This window comes from Thermoactinospora rubra, assembly GCF_002093975.1.
GTDB lineage: Bacteria > Actinomycetota > Actinomycetes > Streptosporangiales > Streptosporangiaceae > Nonomuraea > Nonomuraea rubra_A.
The window spans coordinates 61,014-86,870 of sequence record NZ_MSZZ01000050.1; the positions used below are offsets into that span (position 1 = coordinate 61,014).

Annotated in this window: 27 protein-coding genes; 16 read left to right on the forward strand and 11 right to left on the reverse strand. The window is 69.2% G+C overall.

The window, feature by feature from the left end; all coding sequences use genetic code 11:
• Positions 1-80: 80 nt before the first annotated feature.
• From BSB02_RS31030 to BSB02_RS31045, 4 genes are all read left to right on the forward strand, one after another.
• Positions 81-1,118, forward strand: a complete 1,038-nt coding sequence (locus tag BSB02_RS31030; protein WP_084964357.1) for an acyl-CoA desaturase — start codon at positions 81-83, stop codon at positions 1,116-1,118.
• Between the two features lie 176 nt (positions 1,119-1,294).
• A complete protein-coding gene (locus BSB02_RS31035; protein ID WP_084964359.1) occupies positions 1,295-3,103 on the forward strand; it encodes an alkyl/aryl-sulfatase in 1,809 nt (602 codons plus the stop codon).
• A 30-nt stretch (positions 3,104-3,133) separates the two neighbouring features.
• A complete protein-coding gene (locus BSB02_RS31040) occupies positions 3,134-4,162 on the forward strand; it encodes a DUF389 domain-containing protein (RefSeq protein ID WP_240506783.1) in 1,029 nt (342 codons plus the stop codon).
• A gap of 54 nt (positions 4,163-4,216) precedes the next feature.
• Complete coding sequence (locus BSB02_RS31045; RefSeq protein ID WP_084964361.1) at positions 4,217-5,422, forward strand: DUF2254 family protein; 1,206 nt, start codon at positions 4,217-4,219, stop codon at positions 5,420-5,422.
• 36 nt (positions 5,423-5,458) lie between these two features.
• Here the strand turns inward: BSB02_RS31045 and BSB02_RS41675 are convergent, their stop codons facing one another.
• The 3 genes from BSB02_RS41675 to BSB02_RS31055 are packed head-to-tail and all read right to left on the reverse strand — an operon-like array spanning position 5,459 to position 7,553.
• Positions 5,459-5,617, reverse strand: coding sequence for a hypothetical protein (locus BSB02_RS41675; protein WP_206184987.1), 159 nt, complete (start codon positions 5,615-5,617; stop codon positions 5,459-5,461).
• A 5-nt stretch (positions 5,618-5,622) separates the two neighbouring features.
• Positions 5,623-7,107 (reverse strand): SulP family inorganic anion transporter, encoded by a 1,485-nt coding sequence (locus BSB02_RS31050; protein WP_206184988.1) that lies wholly within the window; start codon positions 7,105-7,107, stop codon positions 5,623-5,625.
• Positions 7,104-7,553, reverse strand: coding sequence for a GAP family protein (locus BSB02_RS31055; protein WP_084964363.1), 450 nt, complete (start codon positions 7,551-7,553; stop codon positions 7,104-7,106). Before BSB02_RS31055 ends, BSB02_RS31050 begins: the two co-directional genes overlap by 4 nt.
• 240 nt (positions 7,554-7,793) lie before the next feature.
• On the opposite strand from BSB02_RS31055, the gene BSB02_RS31060 reads away from it, so the two are divergent.
• Positions 7,794-8,195 carry an aspartate-alanine antiporter-like transporter gene (locus tag BSB02_RS31060; protein WP_084964365.1) on the forward strand — a complete coding sequence of 134 codons (402 nt, stop codon included), beginning with the start codon at positions 7,794-7,796 and terminating at the stop codon, positions 8,193-8,195.
• 114 nt (positions 8,196-8,309) lie between these two features.
• The gene (locus BSB02_RS41680) at positions 8,310-8,651 is read left to right on the forward strand and encodes an aspartate-alanine antiporter-like transporter (protein ID WP_084964366.1); all 342 of its coding nucleotides are present in this window, start codon (positions 8,310-8,312) and stop codon (positions 8,649-8,651) included.
• A gap of 60 nt (positions 8,652-8,711) precedes the next feature.
• Here BSB02_RS41680 and BSB02_RS31070 read toward each other — a convergent pair whose 3' ends face one another.
• The 8 genes from BSB02_RS31070 to BSB02_RS31105 all read right to left on the reverse strand — a co-directional run bounded on the left by BSB02_RS31070 (position 8,712) and on the right by BSB02_RS31105 (position 14,928).
• Positions 8,712-9,767: an AI-2E family transporter gene (locus BSB02_RS31070; protein WP_084964368.1), complete on the reverse strand. Its 1,056-nt coding sequence runs from the start codon at positions 9,765-9,767 to the stop codon at positions 8,712-8,714.
• Between the two features lie 175 nt (positions 9,768-9,942).
• The gene (locus BSB02_RS31075) at positions 9,943-10,461 is read right to left on the reverse strand and encodes an LURP-one-related/scramblase family protein (protein ID WP_084964369.1); all 519 of its coding nucleotides are present in this window, start codon (positions 10,459-10,461) and stop codon (positions 9,943-9,945) included.
• 10 nt (positions 10,462-10,471) lie between these two features.
• The gene (locus tag BSB02_RS31080) at positions 10,472-10,888 is read right to left on the reverse strand and encodes a DUF7144 family membrane protein (protein WP_084964371.1); all 417 of its coding nucleotides are present in this window, start codon (positions 10,886-10,888) and stop codon (positions 10,472-10,474) included.
• 260 nt (positions 10,889-11,148) lie between these two features.
• Positions 11,149-11,745 carry a dihydrofolate reductase family protein gene (locus BSB02_RS31085; protein ID WP_084964408.1) on the reverse strand — a complete coding sequence of 199 codons (597 nt, stop codon included), beginning with the start codon at positions 11,743-11,745 and terminating at the stop codon, positions 11,149-11,151.
• 88 nt (positions 11,746-11,833) lie between these two features.
• Positions 11,834-12,667, reverse strand: a complete 834-nt coding sequence (locus tag BSB02_RS31090) for a helix-turn-helix domain-containing protein (RefSeq protein ID WP_084964373.1) — start codon at positions 12,665-12,667, stop codon at positions 11,834-11,836.
• Positions 12,668-12,736: 69 nt separating this feature from the next.
• Complete coding sequence (locus BSB02_RS31095) at positions 12,737-13,069, reverse strand: NIPSNAP family protein (RefSeq protein WP_084964375.1); 333 nt, start codon at positions 13,067-13,069, stop codon at positions 12,737-12,739.
• Between the two features lie 29 nt (positions 13,070-13,098).
• Positions 13,099-14,028 (reverse strand): TIGR03619 family F420-dependent LLM class oxidoreductase, encoded by a 930-nt coding sequence (locus tag BSB02_RS31100; protein ID WP_084964377.1) that lies wholly within the window; start codon positions 14,026-14,028, stop codon positions 13,099-13,101.
• A 267-nt stretch (positions 14,029-14,295) separates the two neighbouring features.
• A complete protein-coding gene (locus tag BSB02_RS31105) occupies positions 14,296-14,928 on the reverse strand; it encodes a hypothetical protein (RefSeq protein WP_084964379.1) in 633 nt (210 codons plus the stop codon).
• Positions 14,929-15,135: 207 nt separating this feature from the next.
• Here BSB02_RS31105 and BSB02_RS31110 point away from each other — a divergent pair, with 207 nt between their 5' ends.
• The 10 genes from BSB02_RS31110 to BSB02_RS31155 all read left to right on the forward strand — a co-directional run bounded on the left by BSB02_RS31110 (position 15,136) and on the right by BSB02_RS31155 (position 25,684).
• Positions 15,136-15,396, forward strand: a complete 261-nt coding sequence (locus BSB02_RS31110; RefSeq protein WP_084964381.1) for a hypothetical protein — start codon at positions 15,136-15,138, stop codon at positions 15,394-15,396.
• 564 nt (positions 15,397-15,960) lie between these two features.
• A complete protein-coding gene (locus BSB02_RS31115) occupies positions 15,961-16,755 on the forward strand; it encodes an IclR family transcriptional regulator (protein WP_084964383.1) in 795 nt (264 codons plus the stop codon).
• 9 nt (positions 16,756-16,764) lie between these two features.
• Positions 16,765-17,676: an alpha/beta hydrolase gene (locus BSB02_RS31120; protein ID WP_084964385.1), complete on the forward strand. Its 912-nt coding sequence runs from the start codon at positions 16,765-16,767 to the stop codon at positions 17,674-17,676.
• Positions 17,677-17,688: 12 nt separating this feature from the next.
• Positions 17,689-18,336, forward strand: coding sequence for an ABC transporter permease (locus tag BSB02_RS31125; RefSeq protein ID WP_084964387.1), 648 nt, complete (start codon positions 17,689-17,691; stop codon positions 18,334-18,336).
• Between the two features lie 52 nt (positions 18,337-18,388).
• Complete coding sequence (locus BSB02_RS31130) at positions 18,389-19,345, forward strand: ABC transporter ATP-binding protein (RefSeq protein ID WP_206184989.1); 957 nt, start codon at positions 18,389-18,391, stop codon at positions 19,343-19,345.
• The gene (locus tag BSB02_RS31135; protein ID WP_084964390.1) at positions 19,342-20,100 is read left to right on the forward strand and encodes an ABC transporter permease; all 759 of its coding nucleotides are present in this window, start codon (positions 19,342-19,344) and stop codon (positions 20,098-20,100) included. Before BSB02_RS31130 ends, BSB02_RS31135 begins: the two co-directional genes overlap by 4 nt.
• A 26-nt stretch (positions 20,101-20,126) precedes the next feature.
• Complete coding sequence (locus tag BSB02_RS31140) at positions 20,127-21,089, forward strand: glycine betaine ABC transporter substrate-binding protein (RefSeq protein ID WP_084964392.1); 963 nt, start codon at positions 20,127-20,129, stop codon at positions 21,087-21,089.
• 8 nt (positions 21,090-21,097) lie between these two features.
• A complete protein-coding gene (locus tag BSB02_RS31145) occupies positions 21,098-21,916 on the forward strand; it encodes a nitrilase-related carbon-nitrogen hydrolase (protein WP_240506785.1) in 819 nt (272 codons plus the stop codon).
• A 25-nt stretch (positions 21,917-21,941) separates the two neighbouring features.
• Positions 21,942-22,787, forward strand: a complete 846-nt coding sequence (locus BSB02_RS31150; RefSeq protein ID WP_084964396.1) for a DUF6282 family protein — start codon at positions 21,942-21,944, stop codon at positions 22,785-22,787.
• Complete coding sequence (locus BSB02_RS31155) at positions 22,784-25,684, forward strand: FAD-binding and (Fe-S)-binding domain-containing protein (protein WP_206184990.1); 2,901 nt, start codon at positions 22,784-22,786, stop codon at positions 25,682-25,684. Before BSB02_RS31150 ends, BSB02_RS31155 begins: the two co-directional genes overlap by 4 nt.
• Positions 25,685-25,857: the final 173 nt, after the last annotated feature.

A 25,857-nucleotide genomic window follows, 5' to 3' on the forward strand; every position in this document is an offset into this window, starting at 1 on the left:
GCCGGGCGATCCGCTTCCTTGAACGGAGAACCCCATGACCGTCACCCAGACCGCACCCTCCCGATGATGGCGTGAGCAGGATGCGTCCCCAGACCCTCGCGGAGGGCTACGACGGCAGATCGCCGTTCCCCGAGACCGCCACGCACCCGCCGGTCAACGCCGCCCAGGTGGCCGTGACCACCGCGATCGTGGTGGCGCCGTTCCTCGCACTGGCCGTCGGCATCCGGCTGGCATGGGGAACGGGCATCTCTGTCACCGACGGGCTGCTGGCGGTGGCCCTGTACCTGCTGACCGGGCTGGGGGTGACGGTCGGCTTCCACCGGCTGCTGACCCACCGCTCCTTCACCGCCCGGCCGTGGCTCCGCGTCGCGCTGGCCGTGGCCGGGTCGATGAGCTTCCAGGGCAACGTCGTCGACTGGGTGGCCACCCACCGCCGCCACCACGCCTTCACCGACCGGCCGGGCGACCCGCATTCGCCCTACCGGTACGGCACGCACCTGCGCGGCCAGCTGCGCGGCCTGGCCCACGCGCACCTGGGCTGGATGTTCACCGACGACCCCACCCCCGCCTCCCGCTACGCCCCCGACATGCTGGCCGATCCGGCGATGACGCGGGTGGCGCGTGCCTTCCCCGCCCTGTGCGCCCTCTCGCTGGCGCTGCCGTTCGCGGCCGGGTGGGCGATCAGCGGCGGCCTGTACGGCGGGCTGACCGCGTTCCTGTGGGCCGGGCTGGTCCGCGTCGCCCTGCTGCAGCACGTCACCTGGAGCGTCAACTCCCTGTGCCACATGTTCGGCGACCGTCCGCACCCCACCCGACGGCACGACCGCGCCACCGACTTGTGGCCGCTCGCGATCGTGTCCCTGGGAGAGAGCTGGCACAACGGGCACCACAGCCAGCCCAGCTGCGCCCGGCACGGACGGGCCCCGCGCCAGGTCGACCCGTCCGCGGCGCTGATCCGGCTGTTCGAACGCCTGCACTGGGCCACCGACGTCCACTGGCACGCCCCCGACGGCCCTCGCCGCGACGGCCTCAACCACCGCCGCGCGGTGGGCGGCCTGCACACCCTGCACCCTCCAGGTGCCGGGCGTCTCGACCACCGCGGGCCACCTCGCCGGTGACCGCACTGCGTCGCGTCACGGTGCGGATCGCCATGTCCGCCGGCCTTCATCCGGCCCGGCTCCCCTCGCCGTGACCACGGCGCTCCATGCTTTCTTGCCTCTTTCGTGGCGCTGCTCTGGCCTGGACCAGGGCATGGTCCGGCAGTACGGCTGAAACCCGCGCCGAGGAGACACTCATGGCCACTCTGCCGCCGTTTGAGGACCGGATCGACTTCGAGAACGCCGACAGAGGCTTCGTCGCGACGGCATCGCAAACGAAGATCAGGGATGCGACGGGCCGGGTCGTCTGGGACTTGGACGCCTACGCCTTCCTCGACGCCGGATGTCCGGACACGGCGAACCCGAGCCTGTGGCGGCAGTCCCAGCTCAATGCCAAGCACGGGCTGTACGAGGTGGCCGAGGGCGTCTACCAGGTGCGCGGGTTCGACCTGTCCAACGTCTCCTTCATCGAAGGCGATCGCGGCGTCATCGTCGTCGACCCGTTGCTGTCGGTGGAGCCCGCCGCGGCGGCGCTGGCGCTCTACCGCGAGCACCGGGGGGATCGCCCGGTCACCGCGGTGATCTACACCCACTCGCACGCCGATCACTTCGGCGGCGTGCGCGGCGTGGTGGACGAGGGCTCGGACGTGCCTGTCATCGCCCCGGCCGGGTTCCTGGAGCACGCCGTGGCCGAGAACGTCTACGCGGGCACCGCCATGAACCGGCGGGCGATCTACATGTACGGGGCGGAACTGGCCAGGAGCGCGGCGGGCCAGATCGGCGCCGGTCTCGGCCAGACCACCTCCACGGGCACGATCTCGCTGATCGAGCCGAGCCTGTCCATCACCGAGACCGGGCAGGAGGAGGTGGTCGACGGGGTCCGGATCGTCTTCCAGCTCACGCCGGGGACCGAGGCGCCCGCGGAGATGAACTTCTACCTCCCCGACCGCCGTGCTCTGTGCATGGCCGAGAACGCCACCCACAACCTGCACAACATCCTGACCTTGCGTGGCGCCCTGGTCCGTGACCCGCGCGTGTGGGCGCGCTACCTGACCGAGGCGATCGAGCTGTTCGCGGCGCGGTCCGACGTGCTGTGCGCCTCGCACCACTGGCCGACCTGGGGTACGGCGGAGCTCACGGCCTTCCTGTCCCAGCAGCGCGACCTGTACGCCTACCTGCACGACCAGACCCTGCGGCTGCTCAACCAGGGCTACACCGGCACGGAGATCGCCGAGCTGATCCAGCTTCCTCCGGTCCTGGAGCGGTCGTGGCACGCGCGAGGCTACTACGGCTCGGTGTCGCACAACGTCAAGGCCGTCTACCAGCGCTACATGGGATGGTTCGACGGCAACCCGGCCCATCTGTGGGAGCTTCCCCCCGAGGAGTCGGCGAAGAAGATCGTGGAGTACATGGGCGGCGCCGCCGCCGTCCTGCCCAAGGCCGAGGCCGCCTTCCAGGCCGGCGAGTGGCGCTGGGCCGCGCAGGTGCTGAACTACGTCGTCTTCGCCGATCCGGGCAACGCCGACGCCCGCGAGCTGCTCGCCCGGGTCTACGACAGGCTCGGTCACGGCAGCGAGAACGGGACCTGGCGGAACTTCTACTTGCAGGGCGCGGCCGAGCTGCGCGGGAACAAGCCCCAGAACACGCTCGACACCACCAGCCCGGACGTCCTCAGAGCGCTGAGCCTGGAGCAGGTCTTCGACTCCCTCGCCATCCGGGTCAACGGCCCCCGCGCCTGGGATGTCCGCCTGACGATCGACTGGAGGTTCACCGACCTCGGCAAGGAGATCAGGCTCAGCCTCGCCAACGGCGTGTTGACCCAGACCCGGAACCACGACGGCACGCCGGCCGATCTCACCGTGACCCTGACCAAGCCGCAGCTGCTCGGCGTGCTCGCCACGCAGAGCCTCGACGGCGTGCGGACCGACGGCGACCCCGGGGCGCTCGACACCCTGATGGACCTGCTGGACGAGGGCGATCGTAACTTCGACATCGTCATTCCGTGACCCGGAGAATTCCATGACCCGGAGGATTCCGTGACCCGGGGACGACGGGACGAGATGCTCGGCGGCATGCTCGGCGGCGTCAGGGACCGGCTGGTTCCCGCGGCGCAGCGCCGGACGCTGGAGGAGCTCACCGAGGATCTCGATCTCCGGGTGGGGGACCGCTCCTCGCGCTACTCGGCGTTCTGGACGATGCTCGTGCTCTCGGCGGTGATCGCGGCCGCCGGCGTGATCGCCGACTCGACCGCCACCGTCATCGGAGCGATGATCATCGCGCCGTTGTCGACCCCCATCATGGGGGTGGCCCTCGGCCTGGTGAAGCGGACGAAGACCGGGGCGGCCTGGTTCGTGCTGGGCGGGGTGTGCGCGGTCGTCGCGGTCGGGCTGGTGGCCTCGCTGGTCATGCCGAGCTCCTACGAGCTGCTCGCCAACAGTCAGATCTCCGGCCGCACCTCGCCCGGCCTGGCCGACCTGGTCGCCGCGATGGCGACGGGACTGGCCGGGGCCGTCGCGCTGGCCCGCCGCGACGTGGCGGCGGTCCTGCCCGGGGTGGCCATCGCGATCTCGCTGGTCCCGCCGCTGGTCGTGGTCGGTGTGTGCCTCGGCGACGGCGCCCCGTTGCTGGCGCTCGGCGCCCTGGTGCTGTTCCTGTCCAACATGCTCTCGCTCGTGCTGGCCGGCACGTTCGTCTTCGCCGCTCTCGGATACGTCGCGCCGCCGGCCGCCGCGTCACGTAAACGGGCGGCTCTGGCACTGGGCGGGCTCGGCGTGGTCGTCGCCGCGGTGCTGATCCTGAGCACCGCGGCGAACTACCTGTCCTCGGAGTGGGAGAGCCAGGTGAGACGGATCGCCTCCGAGTGGCTCGCCGGTGTGCCGGACGCCGCGGTCACCGGCGTCCAGATGCACTCGACGACCTTCCACATAGCCGTCCGCACCCCCGCCGACCTGCCGCCGGTCTCGGACCTGCTCACACGCCTGCACGGTGTCGTCCCCGACGGCTTCCCGGTCGTCGTGCAGTCCGTCCAGGGCCGCTTGATCGCCGCGGGACGGGTGGGTTCCTGACGGCGCGGGCAGAGGCCGGAAACCACCGTCATTCAACGATTGGGCCGATTCCGAATGCACCTACGCCGCCTCGCCGACGAGAGCGCTCCGCCGACGCTGTTCCGGCGGCCTCGGCGGCGGTTGCGCGCCGGACTGGCCGAGCTCGGCTGCGTCCTGGCCGGCCTGGCGGCGGGGCTGGCCCTGCCGTCCTTGCCGCCCTCACCCGGCGTGCTCGGCAAGGACGTCACCGGGGCGCTCTTCACCGTCGGATTCGGCGTCCTCGGCCTGGCCAGCATCATCTTCTCCCTGCTGTTCCTGGTCGTGCAGTTCACCTCCAGCACCCTCACACCGCGCCTGAACCTGTTCCACGACGACCCGATCGTCTGGCGGACCTTCGCCTTCGCCGTCGGCGTCTTCACCTACACGATCACCGCGGCGCTCGCCGTCGCCCACCGCGGGCGCGTCTCCCTCGCCGTTCCCGTGGTCGCGCTGCTGCTGACGCTCGTCGCCGCGGTGCTCATGCGCAACATTCAGGTGCGGGCCCTCGGCTCCATCCGGCTCACCCCATGCCTGGACACGATCAACGAGCGCACCCGCACAGTCCACGACGCCGTCTACCGCGAGCCCTATCGGGACGGCACCCGGGAACCGCCCGACCTGCCCGGCCCCGCCGTACCGGTCCACTGGGCCGGCCGGCCCGCCGTCCTCCAGCAGATCAACGTGCCGGCGCTCGTCGCCGCGGCCGCCGGCCACGACGCCGTGATCGTCCTGCGCGTCCCCCTCGGAGGCCAGCTCTTCCAGGGAGATCTGCTGGCCGAGGTCCATGGGAACCCCGTTCCCGGACGGCTCCTGCTGCACCATGTCGTCACGGGAGCGGAGCGCTCCTTCGACCAGGACGTGACCTTCGGCCTGCGCCTGCTGGCGGACATCGCGCTGCGAGCCCTCTCCAGGGCCGTCAACGATCCCGCGACCGCGGTCCAGTGCCTGGAGCAGATCCACAACCTCCTGCGCCGCCTGGCAGGAAAGCGGCTCGACATCGGCGACGTGGCCGACTCCCGCGGCCGGGTCCGCCTGGTCGTCCCGCTCCCGACCTGGGACGACTACCTGTGTCTGGCTCTCGACGAGGTCATCGTCGCCGCCTCTCACACCCCCATGGTCCTGGTACGGCTGCGCGATCTGCTGCGCGGGATGCACGATGAGGCGCCGCGGGCCCGCCGGGGCTCGATCGCGGCCCGCCTGGCGCTCGTCGAGGACCGGCTGTCCATCGCACGGTCCGTGTGATCGGCTGCGCACGACAGCTCACCGGGACGGACGTCGTCATGGAGCATCCCGATCGTTCCGGGTGGACAGGCCGGACACCACGCCGTCAAGCGCCTTGAAGATCTCGGGCTCGCCGGCGACCACGTTCTCCTCGCCCAGGACCTCCGCCACCCCGCTGGCCCGGAGCAGGCGGGCGAACTGCTCGTCGACGCCCACCAGGATCAGCCGCCCACCGCCGGCACGCAGCCTCGTGGCCGGTTGACGATCACCTTCAGCAGCGTGGAGGAGGGCACGTCCGGCAGGCCGCGAACGCTGAGCACGATCACAGCGCCGTCCCCCTGCGGCCAGGTGTCGTTGATCTTGCCGAGCTCGGCGAAGAAGCTGGTCCCCATGTACTGCAGGACCACCACCTCGCCCGGTGCGGCCGACTCCGGCACCTCCTCGGCCCGCCAGTAGCCGTCGTCTGAGCGCACCAGCCGTACCAGCCCCGACTGCTTGGCCACCCGGGCGCAGAACAGCAGGAGCGACAGCACCGCGCCGAGGATGATGGCCTGCTGGAGCGGCAGCTGCGTGGTCGCCAGGAATGTGACGATCATCGCGGCGGCCGGCATCCACGAGGTGTGCAGCACCAGCCGGATGTCGGCCAGCCTGCCGACGATCAGCTCGCCGCCGATGACCAGCACCAGCCCGCCGATCACGGCCATCGGGATGTATTCGGTGAGCGACCCGCACACGACTACGATCAGCGCCAGCCAGAGCCCGGCGAACACCCCCGACCACCGGGTCCGCGCCCCGGAGCCGGTCGCCACCCCGGTCCGCGACAGCGAGCCTCCGGTGGGCAGCGCCTGGAACAATCCACCCGCCAGGTTGGCCGCGCCCTGGGCGACGAAGTCTCCGGACATGCTGCTCCTGCTGCCGTCGGGATTCGGTACGGCGGCGCCGATCCCCGCCGCCTGCGCCAGCGCGACCAGGGCGACGGCGACGGCGCCCACCACCAGGTGTGGCACGGCCGACCATTCGGGCAGCTCGGGCATGGGCAGGCTGTTGGGAACCCGCGCGATGTCGCGCACCAGCCTCACCTGAACGCCCGAAACCGCGACCGCGGCGGAGACCACCAGCAGCGCGATCAGCGTGGCGACCGCCTTCAGCGGCCGGACCAGCCTGGACAGCCACCACACCCCGATGGTCGCCGCCGTGACCGCGACCGTCGTCCACTGCCAATGGCCGATGTGCGCCAGCCAGTCGGCCACCTGGTAGAGCTTGTTGTGCCCCGCGGGGTCGTAGCCGGTGGCGTCGCCCAGCACGCCGACGACGATCAACAGCGCGATGCCGGTGGTGAAACCCGTCATGACGGCGTTCGAGACGAAGTCCATGATGGAGCCGAGCCTGAGCAGGCCGAAGATCAGCATGATCAGGCCGACCAGCAGGGTCAGTGCGGCCACGTTGCCGACCTCGGCGGGGTCGAGCCCGGCCTCCTGCAACACGTTCTGGGCCGACAGGGCGATGGCGCTGGTCAGGGTGGTGACCATGAGGACCGTGTGGGAGAGCAGCGAGCCCACCATCGTGGGCACCATGCCGGAGTAGAGCCCGAGGACGGGGTTGAAGCCGCCGATGGCCGCGTACGCCATACCCTCCGGGATGCTGAACAGGCCGGTGACGAACCCGGAGACGACATCCCTTCCCGTGGGCTTGTCCGTCGCCTTCACAGCCCGCCGAGGCCCTTGCCCACCAGCAGCACGCCGATGACCAGGAGCAGCACGAACATCACGGTCGCGTTGTTGTGCGCCAGCCACCCGCGCAGGCCGTCCAGCGGCCCGCGCATCCGCTCGGCCGCCACCGCGTACGCGATCACGGGGATCGCCACCGTGCACGCGGCGACCACCGTGAAGACGATGATCGGCAGCGCGTAGGCGCCGCCCTGAGCGGTCGCGACACCGGCCGCCGCGCCCATCATGAGGTTCTTGGGATTGACCGCCGACAGCAGGAACCCCAGCGCCGCACCCTTGGTCCAGCCGATCAGGAAGCCGAGGCTCGTGCCTCTCGCCTTGGGGGCCAGGAGCATGAGGATCACGGCGATGACGGGGATCGGGCTGATCGCCACGCCCAGCGCGAGAGGCAGGATCTCGCCGATGACCTCAAGATCGGTGGACATACGGGGTCGTTACCCGCGCTGAGGCAGCCGAGCGACGACCGGCGCGCATCTTGCCGGAACGATGCCCTGGTATCTACCTGGCGAGGCCGCTCGACCGGCACCCGTACCTGGAGCTGATCGTGTCGCCGACGCTCGCAAAGCCTCTTTGAAGCGTTTTTGCCCACACGTCCCACTGTTGAGGGAATTATCGGTCGTAGCGGCCTCCCCCTGCCGTCGGGCGACACGGGGGAGTGGCAGAGGATGTGGGATTGGTTCGTCGGCGCGATGCGGGACCATCCCGAACTGGCGATCTTCCTGACGATGGCGCTCGGCTTCTTCATCGGCCGCCTCAGCTTCAAGAGCCTCACGCTCGGCGCGGTGACGGGCACGCTGCTCGCCGGCGTCGTCGTCGGGCAGCTCGGCATCCAGATCCCCGACCTGGTCAAGACGGTCGCGTTCATCGGGTTCCTGTTCGCCCTGGGCTACCGGGTGGGGCCGCAGTTCTTCGCCGCCCTGACCAAGGACGGCGTGCCCCAGATGATCATCTCGGTGGTCGGCTGCGTGGTGGGCCTCCTGGTGGCGACGTGGTCAGGCTCACCGGCACCAAGAAGGACCTCGCCGCGTTCACGCAGGGGATCGGCTTCCGCCTGGACCCGGGCGTGAAGGCGGACTTCGTCTTCATCGCGATCGGCGTGATCGCCGGCATGCTCGTCGGCAAGATCGTCATCCCGCTCGGGGACGTGCCGCTCTCACTGGGCACCGACGGCGGCCGCCTTCATCTGCGCCGTCGGGCTGTCGTCCGGGCCGCAGGCGGTCCAGCTCATCGCGAAGTTCGGACTGTCGCTGCCGATCGCGGGCATCCTGATGCCGCTGGTCCCGGCGTCGATCTCGCTGTTCGTGGCCTGGAAGTGGATGAAACTGCCGGCTCCGCTGGCGCTCGGTTCCATTGCCGGTCAGCAGTGCTCGACCCCGGTCATCACCGCCGTGCAGCAGGCGGCGGGCAACACCACGCCCCTCATGGCCTACACGATCGTCTACGCCCTGTCCAACGTGGCCCTGCCGCTGCTCGGGCCGATCGTGGTGGCCATGACCAACGCCCTGGGAGCCGGCACGTCATAGGACCGCTCGGGTCGTCAGGCGCGGTCGCTCCAGCCCGGCATGTGACCCCTCGGCCGGGTGTCAAGGCTCTCCGGCATCCGGCCGTTCGCGACCCTGCCCGGCGACCAGCGGCGACGCCCACACAGTCGACGGGTCGGCGTCGAGCAGCACGGCGCGGACGAACGCGCTGAGCGGAACCGCGAGAATCGCGCCCAAGGCGCCGAGCGCCCACGTCCACACGAGCAGCGACAGGATGGTGATCGTGGTGGACAGGCCGGCGGATTCGCCGACGAACTTGGGCTGGATGACCGACTGGATGACGAAGTTGATCACGCAGTAGGCCGCGATCACCCAGATCATGGTGGACACCCCGGAGTCCAGCAGGGCGAGGACGGCCGGGGGCACCAGTCCGATGACGAAGCCGACGTTGGGGATGTAGTTCGTGATGAACGACAGCAATCCCCACAACAGCGGGAGCGGGACAGCCAGCACGGCAAGGACGGCGACGTCCAAGGCGGCCACGATGAGTCCGAAGACCGTCGAGACGATCAAGTAGCGGCAGGTGCCGCGGGCGAACTCGCCGAGTGCCCGGGCGATCCGTGTTCGGGGCCCGGCCAGGCCGGCCAGAGTGCGCTGGAAGAAGGCCGCGTCCAGGCTCATGCCGTACAGCACCAGCACGATCAGTACGGCGGCGGCCACCGTCCCGGTGAGACCGGAGAGCAGGCCGCCGGCGAACCGGATGATCTGCTCGCCGTCGATGATTTCCCTGACCTGGGCGGGCGTGATGCCCAGTTGCTGCAGGGGCTCTCCGATCGAGGTCAGGAGCTGCTGGTACTGCGACACGTAGGTGGGTATCAGGGCGGCGAAGCGGGCGACGGCGACCACCATGGAGACGCCGAGTCCGCCGAGGACCAGCAGGACGACGAGCAGGGGGATGAGCGCCACCACCCATGCCGGCGCGCGTGGCCTCAGCCAGGATCTGAGCGGGCTCACGGCGATCGTCAGCGTCAGCGCCAGGAAGGCGGGACCGATGATCGCGCTGAGCGCCTTCACACCCATGAGCGCGACCACGGCTGCCGCCACGCCGACCAGCACCCGAAGACCACGTGACAGCGGCGGCACAGCCTCGACCGACATACCGCGACAGTAGGGTCGCCCCGTCTCGGCGGGCCCGGACGACACACGGCTCTTGGCCGGGTCGATACCACAGCCGGTAACGACACGACAGCGGATCGCCCGGACGCGCGGGACCCTTTATCGTGCCGAACACCCTGCGCGCCGGCCCTTCCCGACGGCTCGCCGTACGGCGGGCTCACCGGCGCGGGTGGCTGATGGCATCGATGCAGACGACGATCGCCAGCAGCAGCGGAGCGTCCTCGCCCTGGACGATCGAGACGCCGTAAGTGTCGCGGGCGCGCAGCCAGCGCTTGGACACCAGCGCGATCTGCGTGCCGTCCCTGCTGATGGCGTACTCGTGGTCGACGAAGTTGCCCTTGGCGTGGAGCTCGCCCCGCTCGCCCAGGTCGATGACGTACCGGTCCCGCAGGCTGATGAGGCGCTTGTGCAGGGTGGCGACCCTCTCATCGCCGCGCTCGATCACCATCGTCTCGCGGAAGCGGAGGATCCGGCTCTGGATGCGCAGCATCTCCTGCCCGGCGAGGTCCTTGAGGAGGAACGTCTTGCGGAAGTGGAACACCTTGCCGTCGACGCGGTAGACGCGCTGCCCCAGGCCGTTCTCGATCCAGAAGTCCTCGCCAAGGGAGAGCGCGCGTTGCTGCAGCTGGTAGACCTCCGTCACGGGCGGCGGAGCCTGGTGCCTTCTGCCGATCATGGCTGGCTCCTCATCCGATCGCGTGCTTCGGCGCCGCGACCAGACCGTAGATGACCAACACGCACAACGTGATGTCCACGACGGACCAGATCGGGTAGGCGTTGAGGAAGGCGAACTGACCGATCATCGCGAGGCTCGCGAAGATCGCTCCTAGCCAGCGGGCCCACGTCTTGCCGGCCAGGATGCCGAGCCCGACGGCTATCTGGATGAAGCCGATGGCCAGCCAGATCCACCCCCACGTGGTGTAGTCCAGGACGAGGAGACTGCCGCCGGGGGTGAGGAAATAGTTCTGCACGAAGAGGGCGATGAAGCCTTGCATGGCGTGGAAGGCGCCGATCATGACGCTCAGCAGCCCTGCGAAGCCCAGCCATCCTGAACGGCGTGGTTCGGAGTAGTAGCCGCCGTACGGCGTGGACGAGGTGGACATCGTCACCTCCTGCTGAGAGCCGGACGATGGGCACACTATGTCTCGCATGCCCTCGCCCGGGATCGGAGACGCTCAACCATTGGCAAAAGGCACCCATGTCAAAGAGAGGCTGTGATTCCGGGAACAGATAATTTCGCCACGATGAATTAAGGATTTCCGATGATCGCGCCTTTGCCGGTGCGCCGGCCTGAGCGGACAACACCAACGGCTCCAGCTCCGGACTCGGCGTCCTCCCACCCCATGATTAATGACTCAGGTCACTAGCGACGTACCTTGAACCTCAGGTGCAGCACCCCGTCGCCCTGGAGGACCACGTGGGGATCCTCCAGCAGATGCCGCCCGTCGATGCTGCCGAAATAGCGCTTGCCCGACCCGAACACCACCGGCACCACGTCCATCGCCACCTCGTCCACGAGGCCGGCCGCGAAGATCTGGCCGCCCACCTCGCCGGCGTTAACGCTGACGGCTCGCCCTCCGGCGAGTTCCCGGGCCTTGCCGATCGCAGCCGTCACGTCATCGACGAAGTGGTACGACGCCTCCGGGTGCCAGCCCTCGGGCTTGGGCCGGTGGGACACCACGACCACGTGGTCGCCCGCGGGCGGATGCCCCTCCCAGCCGTTCACCAGGTCGAACAGGTGGCGGCCCATCACGATCGTGCCGATCGACTCCCACATCGACCGGACGTACCGCGCCGACGCGCGTGAGACCTTGAAGCCGCTTCCGGCTCCGGAGTGGTCGTACTGCTGGTCGCCGCCTTCGGTGATCGGGGTGTCCCCGTTGAAGTACCAATCGTGAAGTGGCCCGACGTCGTCGTTCTTGTCGGCGATGAAACCGTCCACCGATACCACGTTGTGCATGAACACCGTGCCCCCGGTGTTCTCCTCAGTTCTCCTCGCGTATTCGGCCGATCTTGCCGCCCCGGAGGCCGGTTGGTCTTGTAAAAAATCAATCGACGGGCATCGGACCGCTGTCCGGCGGAAACCCCTGCTCGGCGGGGAACCGGCGCCGCAGTGCCAGGTATTCCGTCGGCGTGTGGCCGGTGAACTCCCTGCCGAAGTGGGCCTGGTCGAAGTAGCCCGCCGCGTGGGCGAGCTGCGGCCAGTCGACTGGCCGCAAGGCGTCTACGGACACGATCAGCCGCGCGAAACGGTAGATCCTCGCCAGCCGCTTGGGGGTGACACCGACATGAGACTTGAACTGCGTGGCCAGGTGATTGCCGCTGACCCCGGCGGCGTCGGCCAGCGCACCGACCGGGATCGCGCCGTGGGAGGTCTCCAACCGCCCGCCTGTGTGCTGGACCAGGTCGAGACCGCGCGCCAGTGTCTCGGCAAGCCGCGATCGCAGCTCCCGCTCCACTGCCCGCAGTGTCTCGATGGCCGGCGCGAGCTCGCCGACCTGGTTGCGAATCCGGTCCGAAGACCGTTGCCAGACGGCGTCGACCGGCACCCATCGGTCCCGCAGTTCGGTCGCCGGCATCTCGGCGAACGGCGATATCCCCCAAGGCTTGAAGTGCACCCCGACGAGCCGCACCCGGGTCGGGTACTCGAGGAGGAAACGCCTGGTCCATACACCCATGAACCACCCGTCGGCGAACACGGCCGGCGGCACCGAAGGGTCGGAATCCCACAGGCGGACGGGTTCGCTCAGGTTGATGAACAGATGTGCCGACGGCATCGGCGGGACGTTCACCCGGCGGTGGCGCGGCACGCCGGTCAGGCAGTAGATGTCGTCGATGAACCGATCGAGCGGCGGGGCGGGCACCCGGCCGACGTATTCCATGGTTTCCGTTCGCCAGGAAGGTCGTCGGCCGGCGGTACGGCAAGTTGAACCGGTGCAGCCGGCGACAGCTCAACGGCGTAGCGCATCCACCGCTTCGGGGGACGCTTCGATCACTATGGAGTGGTAACTCTCCAGCCGCGAGACGATCTCCTCTCGCGGCCCCCGCAGCCAAGCGTCACCGGTGTAGAACGCCTCCTCCTGCTCACCGTGCGCCTGGAGCGAGGGGAAGGCTCGGATGAGGTAAGCCTCTTCCCGGCCGTTCTCATCCACCAGCGACGCCCCGCAATCCACCACGTCGATGCCGTGACTCCGCAGGAGCGGGACGACCTGCGTGGTCATCACATGGACGAAGTCGCGGCGGGTGCCAGGTTTGAGCCGGTAGGTGCGGAGTTCGAGAATCATCGCGTCTCTCCTCTCATATCCCCCTGTCCTCAGGCTGGGTCGCCCCACTCCACCGCCGAAGCCGCTTCCCGCAGCTCGGCGAGGCGGCGCAGCCCGTCCTCCACCGTGGTGGAGGCCATGTCGGCGAACAGGACGTGGTCGACCTCCAGAGGGGCGAGCCGGTCGAGATCGGCGGCGACCTGCCGGGCCGAGCCTGCGAGGAACGGGCGGGAACCGTCGAGGTCTTCCGCGGTGAGAGGGGTGTTGGCCCGCACGATCACCTGGAGATCCGCGGCATCACGACCGGCGTCGGCCGCCGATGCGCGGAACCGTGCGATGGCCTCCGCCAAGGACTCGTAGGAGAACCCGATGGGGTTCAGCCCGTCGGCCAGCCGCGCGGCCCGGTCGATGGCGGCCGGGGTCGTCGCCGCGAGCACCACCGGCACCCCGGGCCGCTGGACCGGCTTGGGATTGATCGCCGACGACGGGATGGTGTAGTGCTTGCCGTGGAAGCCGACGGGGTCGGGGCCCCAGGCGGCCCGCAGGGCCGTGATCGCCTCCTCCAGGGCCTCGCCCCTGGTGCGCCGCGATACGCCTACCGCCTCATACTCCTGGTCCATCCAGCCCAGCCCCAGGCCCGCGATGGCGCGCCCGCCGCTGAGCCGGTCAAGGGTGGCGAAACGGCGGGCGAGCACCACGGGATTGTGGAACACCGCATTGACCACGCTGGTGCCGAGCCTGACCCGGCTCGTCCACGCGGCCACGTAGCTCAACGTCTCGAGGGGTTCGTAGGTCGAGGCGTAGTAGTCGGGGAGCGGCAGAGGACTGCCTCCAGAGGTGGCGCCGGCTGTCGGGAACAACAGGCGCTCGTACGTCCAGACCGCTCCATAGCCCAAGCGCTCGGCCTCCTGGGCCACCCGCACGATCGTCTCCACCGAGGCATACGGGCCTGATGTGGGCAAAGCCACTCCAAGATCCATGCATACTCCAGGTGTATCGCTGATTAGATAGTTGAGCTATCCTAGCGAATTCAGCTTCTGGCCCGAAGCGAAAAACTGTCATATTGCATCGACTTTCTGTCAGGCCGGAGGCAGGGGCGGGTCGGCGGCTCCACCTCCGAAGGCCGCGTGCCGGGCACCTTCTCACGCCGATGCGCTCCAGCACGTCAGGCCGCCGACTCGCCGGGGGAGTGGATATCCGTGACCGCGGCGGTGCGGTCGTAGCTGGACAGGCACGGGGCCGTCCGCTCATGCGGGGATCAGGTTCCAGGCCGTGAGGAGCAGCAGCAAGCCGAGGCCGAAGTCGAGCACGAAGCAGAACTCCGCGAGCGAGCGGTCGACCGCCTTGTCGCGGTAATAGGTGATCGCGTCCCAGACGGCGTGTCCGATGGCCGCGCCGGCGGCCAGGTGCGCGGCCAGGAGCGGGCCGGCCGTCATGGCGCTCAGGGCGACGGCGCTGAACCCGGCGAAGGCGAGGGCCTGGATGACGAGCTCGCGTCGGTCGATCCGGGCGCCGCGGAGGAATCCGTACACCGCGAAGGCGGCGCCCATCGCGAGCAGTATCGCGGTCGGGTCCAGGCCGGTGGCCTTGGCGGCGGTGACGGCGAGGACGGCGACCCCCAGCATCACCCAGCCGCTGCGGCGGGAGCCGAGCGCGGCGGCGGCCAGGTAGCACATCGCCGCCAGGATGATGATCATCGCGGTCACGTGGGAGTCCAGGCCGCCTGCGGCGTTGGCGATCAGGGCGAGCAGGCCGACCGCGCTGGGCCAGCGCGCCAGGAGGTGACCGCCGATGCCCGGACGGTGAGCGGAGCCGTGGCGTGGCGAGGTGGAGTGGTCGGCGGTGCGGCGAGAGGTGTCGGGTCTCGTTGTGGTGGTCATGCCGACAGCTTGGGCCCGGAGGGTGCACGCCGGCCCCGTGCGTCTGTCATGGAAAAGGTGTGCGCATCGCCCGCGGTGCCCAGCACACAAGCGGCGAGCCTGCTCCGCCTTGCACCCGGCCGAGCCACGCCGACACGGGACGGCCTCCGCTTGCAACCATCGGGGCGGGGTAGGTGCCGTAGCGGGACTCTGCGAAGGGAGCCGATCATGACCGACAAAGCCGTCCTGGTCATTCGGTTTCACCCGCTCGGCGGCGAGGACTTCTCAGTGATCAGCGCGGACTTCGAAGGAGAGACCGAGGCGTTGCGGACGGTCGCCCGTGCTGTCGACGAACGGCAGAGCCTGGTGCTGACCCGCGCCAGGTACGACCGCGAGGCCGATGACCACGGTGTGGTCGTCAACCTGGCCAACGTCGTGTCCGTACGGGTGTCGAAGACCGACAGCGTCGAGGCGGGCCAGTACCTGTGAGCCAGTGCCTGTGAGGGCGCCTGCATATCCAGCTCGCGGAGATCGGCATCGCGGCCGACCTGCGCGACAACGACACCGCCCTGGCCGTACACCGGCCGGAACCGAGCCTGCCCCTGTGGGTCTTCATCGGGTACGGCGGGGCGTCATCTGCTGCCTCGTCCGCGCACGGGGCAAGATCAGGGCTCTGGTCGCTGCTCCACGTCCGCGAGCTTCGGCGCCGGCCAGTAAGACACGTCTCCGAAGGTCACGGCGCCGTACCCGAGCAAAGCCCAGCCCAAAGCCAAATCCAAGGGCAACAGTGGTAGGGCGCCCGGGGCTCGAGCCCGGAACCTAGGGATGAGAGAAGACGCCGTGATCAAAGTAGACGGCTTTGAGCCGGCGCCTTGGCGTCCACTCCACGAGCCCACCGAGGGCAGAGGGCAAAAGTCAAGCCAGGGGGTTGGCGGCGACCTCGGCAAGGGGCACGGCAAGTCGCACTATGCGAACGTTGGTGAAAAAGATCTAGATGCACGGAATGCAACTCCGTGTTGCGCGATTTAGGCCCTGGGAGTGAGCATCTCCCCCATGGCAGACGTCGAGCGGAGCGCCATGGCCAGGATGCTGGCGACGATGGAGGCGCTCAGCAGCTCAAAGGCCCGGGATGGGCTGACGGTCGCCGAGCTGGCACGGGAGTTGCGGCGCGACAAGTCGGTCATCTCGCGGCAGTTGCGTCTCCTGGTGGAACTGGGGTTGGTGGAGCGCTCGCCCGAAGGCCGCCACCGGCTGGGCTGGCGATTGTTCACCCTGGCCGCCCGAGCCGGGGACCAGCGCCTGCTCTTGCTGGCTCCTCCGGTGTTGCGCAGGCTCGCCGATGTGACAGGTGAGCGTGTGCATTTGAGCGTCCTGCACGGGCGTGAGGTGCTCACGATCTTGTCGGAGAGCTCCCGCCAGGTCATCGAGGCCGTCGGCTGGGTGGGGCGTACCTCGCCCGTGCACTGCACGTCCTCCGGCAGGGTGCTCTTGTTCGATCACGCCGATGACGAGATCCGTCATCTGCTCAAAGACGTGCTCTTCCCGGGACCGGGGCCGGCTGCCCCCAAGAACGTAGAGGATCTGCTGCATCGCCTTCATCAGGACCGGCTGCGCGGATTTTCCATGGTGAACGGCGAGTTCGACAAAGATCTCTCGGGTGCGGCCGCGCCGATCCGCGACTTCGGCGGAAGGATCATCGCGGCGCTGAACGTCTCCGCCCCTTCTTTCCGGCTGGGTGGCCGATTGTCCTCTGTGGGACAGCAGGTGGCCTCTGCCGCAACGCTCCTGACGCAGGCCATCTCGTCCGCGCCGGACGCACCCCCGTCTCCAACCCGTAACAGCGTCTAAGGAGAACGCATGCCCATCGTGCCCCTCCCTTTCTTCAGCAACGGGCTACGCCTCGATGCTGATCTTCACCTTCCCGACGACGCCGGGCTCGCGCCCTTTCCCGTCATCATCCCGGCCAGCGGCTACCAGGGACTCAAGATCATCCACCCTGAGCGCTTCGCACGTGCGCTGACGTCGCGTGGGTACGCGGTCCTGGCCTTCGACTATCGCGGCTTCGGAGCCAGCGAGGGCGAGCGTGGCCGGCTGGTGCCGCAGGAATGGGTCGAGGACGTACGCGCGGCCGTTGACCGGGTGGCCAGTCATCCCGATCTCGATCCGGACAGGATCGCCCTGCTGGGCTGGGGGCTGGGCGGCGGCGTGGTGATCGCCGAGGCCGCGGACGATCCCCGGGTGCGTACGGTGGTGGCGTGCAACGCGATCGCCGACGGTCACCGTTCCACCAGGAACATGCACGACGAGGAGTCCTGGGACAGCCTGCTCAAGCGGGTCGAGGCCGATCGCGCGCACCGTACTGTCACGGGCCGGTCAGAGATCACCTCACCGTGGGACATCGTCCGCCTGGACCTTGACGACCGCACCGACGGGTACGTGGACGATCAGCTCTACCGGGCCCCGGGATTCGGCTCCGGGGTATCCCTCGAATCGGCCGACTACCTGCTGCGCTTCCGTCCCGTCGATGTCGTGCACCGTCTGGCCCCGCGCCCCTTGCTGCTCGTCCACGGCGCCGTGAACCGGCTGCACCGCATCGAGGAGGCGCATGCGCTCTACGAGCAGGCCGGCGAGCCGAAGAGGCTGGAAGCGTTGGAGGGGCACGGCCACACGGAGTGGATGTTCGACGACCATCCGACCTTCCTCAGGGTCGTCGACCTCATCGACGACTTCGTCGCTCAGGCGTTCGGCTCCGGCCCCGTCACCAGATGAGATGCAGCGGTCATGTCCTTCTACGACTATGTGGCGCGCAACGCCGACCGGATCACCTTTCTGGCCGTCCAGCACATCGAGGTGGTCCTTCTGTCGATCGTCTTCGCCACGGTGATCGGCGTAGGGCTGGGGGTGGCGACAGAGCGTAGCCCGCGGCTGCGCCGGACCCTGCTCGTGCTGACGGGGACGCTGCTGACCATCCCGTCGTTCGCCCTGTTCGGCATCCTCATCCCCGTCTTGGGGCTGGGGGTCGGACCGACGGTCGTCGCGCTGACCGTCTACGCGGTCTTCCCCATCCTCCGCAACACCGTCACCGGGTTGGAGAGCGTCGATCCGGCGATCATCGATGCGGCCCGGGGGATGGGCCTGAGCTCGCGGCAGTGTCTGCGGCTGGTGCGCCTGCCGCTGGCTTTGCCGGTCATCCTCAACGGCATTCGCGTGGCAACGATCATGGTTGTCGCCATCGCGGCGATCGGTGCGGCGGTGCGCGGGCCAGGGCTCGGTGAGCTGATCTTCCGCGGGCTGTCGCGCATCGGTGGCGCCAACGCGCTCAACGAGGCGCTCAGCGGCGTGGTCGGCGTTGTCCTCGTCGCGCTCGTCCTCGACCTCGTCTTCCTGGTCATCGGCCGTCTCGCCACTCCCCGGGGTCTCCATGTCTGACACTGCCAGCACGATCACCCAGCCACCGTCCGCCAAGCCTCCCTCCCACGTAATGATCCGGCTTGACGGGGTCTCCAAGCGCTATGCCGGTCAGGCGGGCTATGCGGTGTCCCCGCTGTCCATGGACATCCATCGGGGCGAGTTCGTCGTTTTCGTCGGCCCGTCAGGCTGTGGGAAGACCACAACCCTGCGGATGATCAATCGGCTCGTCGAGCCGAGCAGCGGGCGGATCTGGATCGACGGCGAAGACGTCACCCACACCGATCCCGATCAGCTGCGACGCCACATCGGGTACGTCATCCAGCAGATCGGCTTGATCCCCCACATGACGGTGTCCCAGAACATCGGTCTCGTGCCGAAGTTGCTGGGCTGGAGCAGGTCACAGGTCGCTTCCCGGGTGGACGAGCTGCTCGACCTCGTCGGCCTGGACCCTGCGCGCTATCGCGATCGTTACCCCAAGCAGCTGTCCGGCGGCCAGCAGCAACGCGTCGGTGTGGCGCGGGCGCTGGCCGCCGACCCTCCGGTCATGCTCATGGACGAGCCGTTCGGCGCCATCGACCCGATCACCCGCGACCGCCTGCAGGAAGAGTTTCTCAAACTGCAGCAGCAAATCCACAAGACGATCGTCTTCGTCACCCACGACATCGACGAGGCGCTCAAGCTCGGCGACCGCATCGCCATCTTCGGTGAAGGCTCCACGCTCGCACAGTTCGCCACCCCTTTGGAGATCTTGACCAACCCTGCCGACGATTACGTGCGCAGTTTCATCGGGACGGGAGCGGAGATCCGCCGACTGGGGCTGGTCAACGTCGGCGACATCTGCGCGCGCGGCACCGAGGCTCCGGAGCGGGCGGTGGTGCGGGCCAGCAGCGACACCTCGGTGTATGCGGTGCTGGAGCGGATGCTCGCGGCGGGCGCCGACCGCGCTCTCATCGGTGATGAAGAGCGCCCGCTGACGCTGCGCGATCTGCTCCTGGCCGCCGCCCGGCCTCGGCAGGGACAGTCATGAGCGACCTCATCGGCCTCCAGGTCGAAAGCAGCGAGGGCGTGCGGGCGCGTGCTTGGCTGCTGCCGGCGATCGCGTTGACCATGACGGCCGGAATGATCGCCTACCTGCGTGTCGCGCCGCTCGACTCGATCGAGCGGCGGCTGCTCAGTACCGACGTGCTCATGGAACGAGCCGTGGAACACGTCTGGCTCGTCGTCGTGTCGACCATCGCGGTGATCACCATTGCCGTCCCCCTCGGCGTGCTGCTGAGCCGTCGCCGCGCCCGATGGCTCGGCGTTCCCGTTCTCGCCGTGGCCAACGCCGGCCAGGCCATCCCCTCCATCGGCGTGCTCGTTCTCCTCGCCATCTTGTTCGGGGTCGGATTCTGGATGGCGGTGATCGCCCTGACCGCTTACGCGGTGCTGCCCGTGCTGCGCAACACCATGGTGGGGCTGGGCCAGGTCGACCGGTTCCTCATCGAAGCCGGACGGGGCATGGGCATGAGCTCGCGCCAAGTGCTCACCAAGATCGAGCTGCCTCTGGCCGTACCGGTCATGCTGGCCGGGATCCGTGTCGCCCTGATCCTCAATGTGGGTGTGGCCACGCTGGCCACCTACACCAATGCCGGCGGCCTCGGTTCACTGATCGAGAGCGGCATCGTCCTCAACCGGATGTCGGTTCTCGTGACCGGCAGCGTCTTCACCATCGCCCTCGCTCTGCTCGTCGATTGGCTCGCGGGCCTGACCGAGCGGAAGCTTCGCCCTCGCGGCCTGTAACACCCTTCTCGGAAGAAGAATCCACCATGCGCAAGACACTCACCCTCACCGCCGTCACCGTGATCACCGGCCTCGCGCTCGCCTCCTGCACCTTGGGCGACACGCCCGGCGGTGTCGAAAAGGGCTCGCTCGCCGGTCAGCAGGACCTCAGCGGGACCAAGCTGACCGTCGGTTCGAAGGAGTTCACCGAGCAGCTCGTGCTCTGCGAGATCGCCGCGCTCGCCCTGGAATCGGTCAACGCCGAGGTCGAACGGAGCTGTGGCATGTCCGGCAGCGCCACCGTCCGCCAGGCGCTGCTCAGCGGCGATATCGACCTTTACTGGGAGTACACCGGCACCGGCTGGATCACCCACCTCAAGCAGACCGAGCCGATCACCGACCCGCGGCGGCAGTACGAGGAGATCGCCAAAGCCGACCGGGAACAGAACGGCGTCCACTGGCTCGAACCCGCACCGGCCAACAACACCTACGCCATCGCCACGACCGAGGAGAAGGCCGCTGAGCTGGGCGTCAACTCCATCTCTGACTATGCCGAGCTCGCCACGTCCGACCCGGCGAAGGCGTCCTTCTGCGGGGCGTCGGAATTCTTCGGCCGCGAGGACGGCTGGCCGGGTGTGCAGAAAGCCTACAACTTCACCATCCCCTCGAACAGAACGGCCGAGCTGGCCGCTGGAGCGATCTACAACTCGATCGACCAGGGAAAGCCGTGCAACTTCGGAGAGGTGTTCGTCACCGACGGCCGTATCGCCGCACTGAAGCTGAAGGTGCTCGAGGACGACAAGAAATTCTTCGCCGTGTACAACCCCGCACTGACCGTCGGCAAGCACGTCGCCGCCAAGCAGCCGGCACTGGCCGCCGTCATGGCGCCGGTGACCAGGGCACTCGACAACCAGACGTTGCGCGTGCTGAACGCGAAGGTGGACGTCGAGGGGGAGACTCCCGAGCGGGTCGCGGAGGAGTGGATGCGCGAAAAGGGCTTCATTAAATGATCGAGGACGTGGACGTCCTCCGCGTGGCGCTGCTGCAGACAGCGCCCCGCCTGGGCGAGGTCGATACGAACCTGAGGGACCTGCAGGAGCGGCTCGACCGGGTCTCCGGAGCCGACATGGCCGTCACGCCCGAGCTGGCGTTGCACGGCTACCACCTCGGTTCGCTCACCGACGTCGAGCCGGTCGGCGCGGACGACCCACGCATCGCCGGTCTCGGCCGGTACGGCCCCGCCGTGATCGTGGGCTTCGCCGAGGCGCAGCGCCATCACCGCTACAACAGCGCCGCGATCGTCGACGGGGGACAGGTGCGGATGGTGCAGCGCAAGCTGTACCTGCCGAACTATCGGGACTGGGAGGAGCGCAAGCACTTCCGCCCCGGCGACCGGTTGCACTGCCTCGACGTGCGCGGCGCCCGCATCGCCGTACTGATCTGCAATGACCTGTGGCAGCCGCCGCTGCCGTGGCTGGCGGCGCACGACGACGCAGAGGTCCTCGTCGTCGTCGCCAACAGCGTGCGCAGTCAGCCCGCGGCCGATGTGCGGCGGGTGTGGGACCTGCTGATCGCCCATGCCGCCGTGACGTTGCAGTGTCATGTGGTGTTCGTCAACCGGAGCGGCACCGAAAACGGCCAGCGGTTCTGGGGCGGTTCCTGTGCGGTGGGGCCGGACGGCCAGGCGCTCGTACGGCTCGGCGAGGACCCGGACACCGTCGAGGTGGAGCTGGACCTCGCGATGGTGCGCGACCTGCGGCGGCGCTGGCCGCTCCTTCAGGAACCCCGCTTCGAGCTCATCGCGCGCGAAACCGCCAGGCTCGCCGCCCAGCAGTGACGGAACACGCCAGGGATCGGTGACCATGTTTGATCTTCACGTGCACGCGGCGCCGGACGTATGGCCGCGCCTGGCCGACGACGCCGAACTCGTCGCGGCCTACGCCGCCGCGGGCTACTCGGGTTGTGTGCTGAAGGGGCATTACGACGCCACCGCCGGCCGGGCCCACCTGGCCGGCAGGAACACGACGCTGCGGGTCTACGGCAGCGTGGTGCTCAACGCCCAGGCGGGCGGGTTCAATCCGGCGGCCGTGGCCGCGGCCCTCCAGTCGGGCGCCCGCGTGGTGTGGATGCCGACGGCCGACGCCCACACTCAGCACAAGGCGGGCCTGCCCCGCCTGTGCGGGGTACGTGGTGAGATCTCCGGCCAGGTCTACGCCGCACCTCCGGTCGACCCGTCCACGGCCGAGGCGATCGGCGTGATCGTACGGCTGATCGCCGACTTCGACGCGGTGCTCGCCACGGGCCACCTGAGCACGCCCGAGGTGGAGTGGCTGCTGCCGGTGGCCAAGGCGGCAGGCGTGCGCCGGATGATGATGACCCATCCGAGCTACACCGTGCCCGCCATGCCGGCCACCGACGCCGCCCGCCTAGCCCGCCGGTACGGTGCGCTCGCCGAGGTGACCGCGTACCAGCTGCTCCACCAGCCCCGGATGGATGCCGCCCGGCTGGCCGCGTTCGTGCGCGAGGTCGGTTACGAGCACGTCGTGCTGTCCTCCGACGCGGGCCAGCCCGACTCTCCCCCGCCACCCGAGGCCTTGGAACTGCTCATCGACGCGCTCGCAACGGAAGGGTTGGATCGTTCCGCCCTGGTCGCCTGCGCCTCCGAGCTACCCGAACGGCTCGTGACCCCTGAAAGAGGCAGCCGGTGAACCGCGATTACGACAGCGCCCTCCTGCGGCGCAGACTGTCCGCCGCGCTGGGCGAGCAGGCGGCGTTCGACGCGGGGACCCGGGCGCTCTACGCCACCGACGCCTCCAATTACCGGCAGGTGCCGGACGCGGTGGTCGTGCCGCGCACCGTCGAGGACGTGCTCGCCACCATCGCCGTCTGCCACGACCTGCGCGTGCCGCTGGTGCCACGCGGCGGCGGGACCAGCGTCGCGGGCAACGCCCTCGGCGGCGGAGTGCTGCTCGACACCTCCCGCCATCTGAATCGCGTCCTGTCCATCGATCCCGATCGCAAAATCGCCCGAGTGCAGCCCGGTGTCGTGCTCGACGACCTGCGCGACGCCGCCGCCGCCTACGGGCTGACCTTCGGCCCGGACCCGTCCACGCACAGCCGGTGCACCCTCGGCGGCATGATCGGCAACAACGCCTGCGGGTCGCACTCGGTGTTCTGGGGCCGCACGTCGGACAACGTGCACGAACTCGACATCGCTCTGGCCGACGGCACCCGGATGCGGCTCGGCCGGCACCCACGCGAGGAGCTCGCCCGGCTCGCCCGCCAACCCGGCCGCCCCGGAGAGGTCTTCACCGCTCTGCGTGCCTTCAGCTCCAGGCACCTCGAGTTCGTCCGCCGCCGCTTCTCCGCCTTTCCCCGGCAGATCTCCGGCTACGCGCTGGAGCAGCTGCTGCCGGAGAACGGGTTCCACGCGGCGCGCGCCCTGGTCGGCAGTGAGGGCACCTGCGCGACCGTGCTGGAGGCGACCGTCGCACTGGTCGAGGCGCCGAAGGCCCGATCCCTGCTCGTGCTCGGATACCGCGACGCCGTCCACGCCGCCGAAGCGGTGCCGTACCTGCTGCCACATCGCCCGCTCACCATCGAGGGACTGGACCACCAGCTCGTCCAGGCGCTGCTCACCCGTCGTTCCCGGCTACCGGTGGCCTTGCCGGACGGCCAGGCCTGGCTGCTGGTCGAAACCGGAGGCGACACCGCACGGCAGTCCCTCGACCGGGCCCGCGAGCTGGCGGCCGTGGTGGAAGCCGAAACCGGCGCCACCGCGTCCCGCGTCGTCGCCGACCCGATGGAGCAGCGGGCGTTCTGGCGCATCCGGGAGGAGGGTGCCGGCATCGCCACGAGAATGGCCGACGGCAGCGAGGCCTGGCCGGGTTGGGAAGACGCTGCGGTGCCTCCCCAGCACCTGCCCGCCTACCTGCGGGACTTCCAGCGGCTGCTGGCCCGGCACGGGTTGCGCGGGCTGGTGTACGGCCACTTCGGCGAGGGCTGCCTGCACGTCCGCAGCGACTTCGACCTGCTCACCCGGCAGGGTGCCAAACACTTCCGGGCATTCATCGAGCAGGCCGCCGAGCTGGTCGTCGCGCACGGCGGATCGCTGTCCGGAGAGCACGGCGACGGGCGGGCCCGCTCCGAGCTGCTTGCCCTCATGTACGGCGAGCAGGGCGTGCGCGCCTTCAGCGAGTTCAAGGCGATCTGGGATCCAGACGATCTGATGAACCCGGGCGTCCTGGTGCGCCCGCGCCCGCTCGACGAGAACCTCCGTTTCCTGTCTCAGCCAGCGGTTTTGGAAGGACGGGCCGAACCCGCCACCGTCTTCGGTTACCCACACGACAACGGCAGCTTCGCCCAGGCGCTGCGCCGCTGTGTGGGCGTGGGGAAGTGCCGCAATCACAGCGGCGGGGTGATGTGCCCCAGCTACCGGGCGACGCGGGAGGAGAAGCACTCCACCCGCGGCCGTGCCCACCTGCTCGCCGAGATGCTCTCCGGCGAGGTGGTGACAGGAGGGTGGCGGTCCACAGAGGTCCGTGACGCCCTCGACCTGTGCCTGTCCTGCAAGGGCTGCAAGAGCGACTGCCCGACGAACGTGGACATGGCCACCTACAAGGCCGAGTTCCTGCACCACCACTACGCCGGCAGACTACGGCCCGCCTCCCATTACTCGATGGGCTTCCTGCCGGTATGGGCGCGGTTGGCCACCCTTGCGCCGGGGTTGGTCAACGCCGTCGGCCGGTCACGGCTGCTCTCGGGAGTGCTGAAGGCCGCAGGCGGCATCGCCCGCGAGCGTGACCTGCCCAGATTCGCTCCGCAGAACTTCCTGCGCTGGTGGCGCGGACGGCCTGCGCAACCCCACGCGGACCGTCCCCCGGTGCTCCTATGGCCCGACACGTTCAACACGTACCTGACGCCTGAGGTCACGCGCGACGCGACCGAGGTGCTCGAGGACGCCGGGTTCCGGGTCGTGCTCCCCGGGCGTTCGGTGTGCTGCGGCCTGACGTGGATCTCCACCGGCCAGCTCGGTGTCGCACGCAGGGTGCTGCGCCGGACGCTGCGGACGCTGGCGGGCCCGCTGGCGGAGGGGATGCAGGTGGTCGGCCTGGAACCCAGCTGCGCCGCCGTCTTCCGCTCCGACGCCGTCGAACTGCTGAGCAAGGACGATCCGCTGCTGCCCGTCGCCCGGCGGCTGGCCGAGCGAACCCGCACCCTCGCCGAATTCCTCACCGAGCAGGCTCCCGACTGGTCACCGCCCCCGATGCACCGCGCGTCGATCGCCCAGCCCCACTGCCACCAGCACGCGGTGATGGGCTTCTCCGCGGACGAGCGCCTGCTGGCGGCCGCCGGGCTGGACAACCGCACGCTCGATGCGGGCTGCTGCGGCCTGGCAGGCAACTTCGGCTTCGAACGCGGGCACTACGAGGTGTCCCAGGCAGTCGGCGAGCAGGCCTTGCTGCCGCAGGTGCGAGCCGCCGGCCCGGACACGCTCGTACTCGCAGACGGCTTCAGCTGCCGCACCCAGATCGCCCAGGGCAGTGGCCGCCGGGCGCTGCACCTCGCACAGGTGCTGCGCGAGGCGCTACGCCACAAGGTGTAGGCCGTGCACATGGAACCATAAACGCGTGGCGGGGGAACGGCGTGGTGCGCATCGACGAGAGCAATGACCGGAACCTGTGGATGTCGGAGGGGTACCTCATGAGTCATGAGTCCTGGGAGCAGGCCATCCGGCCAATGTCAGGAACTTAAGAATGAGCGGAAAGCACGAAGCTC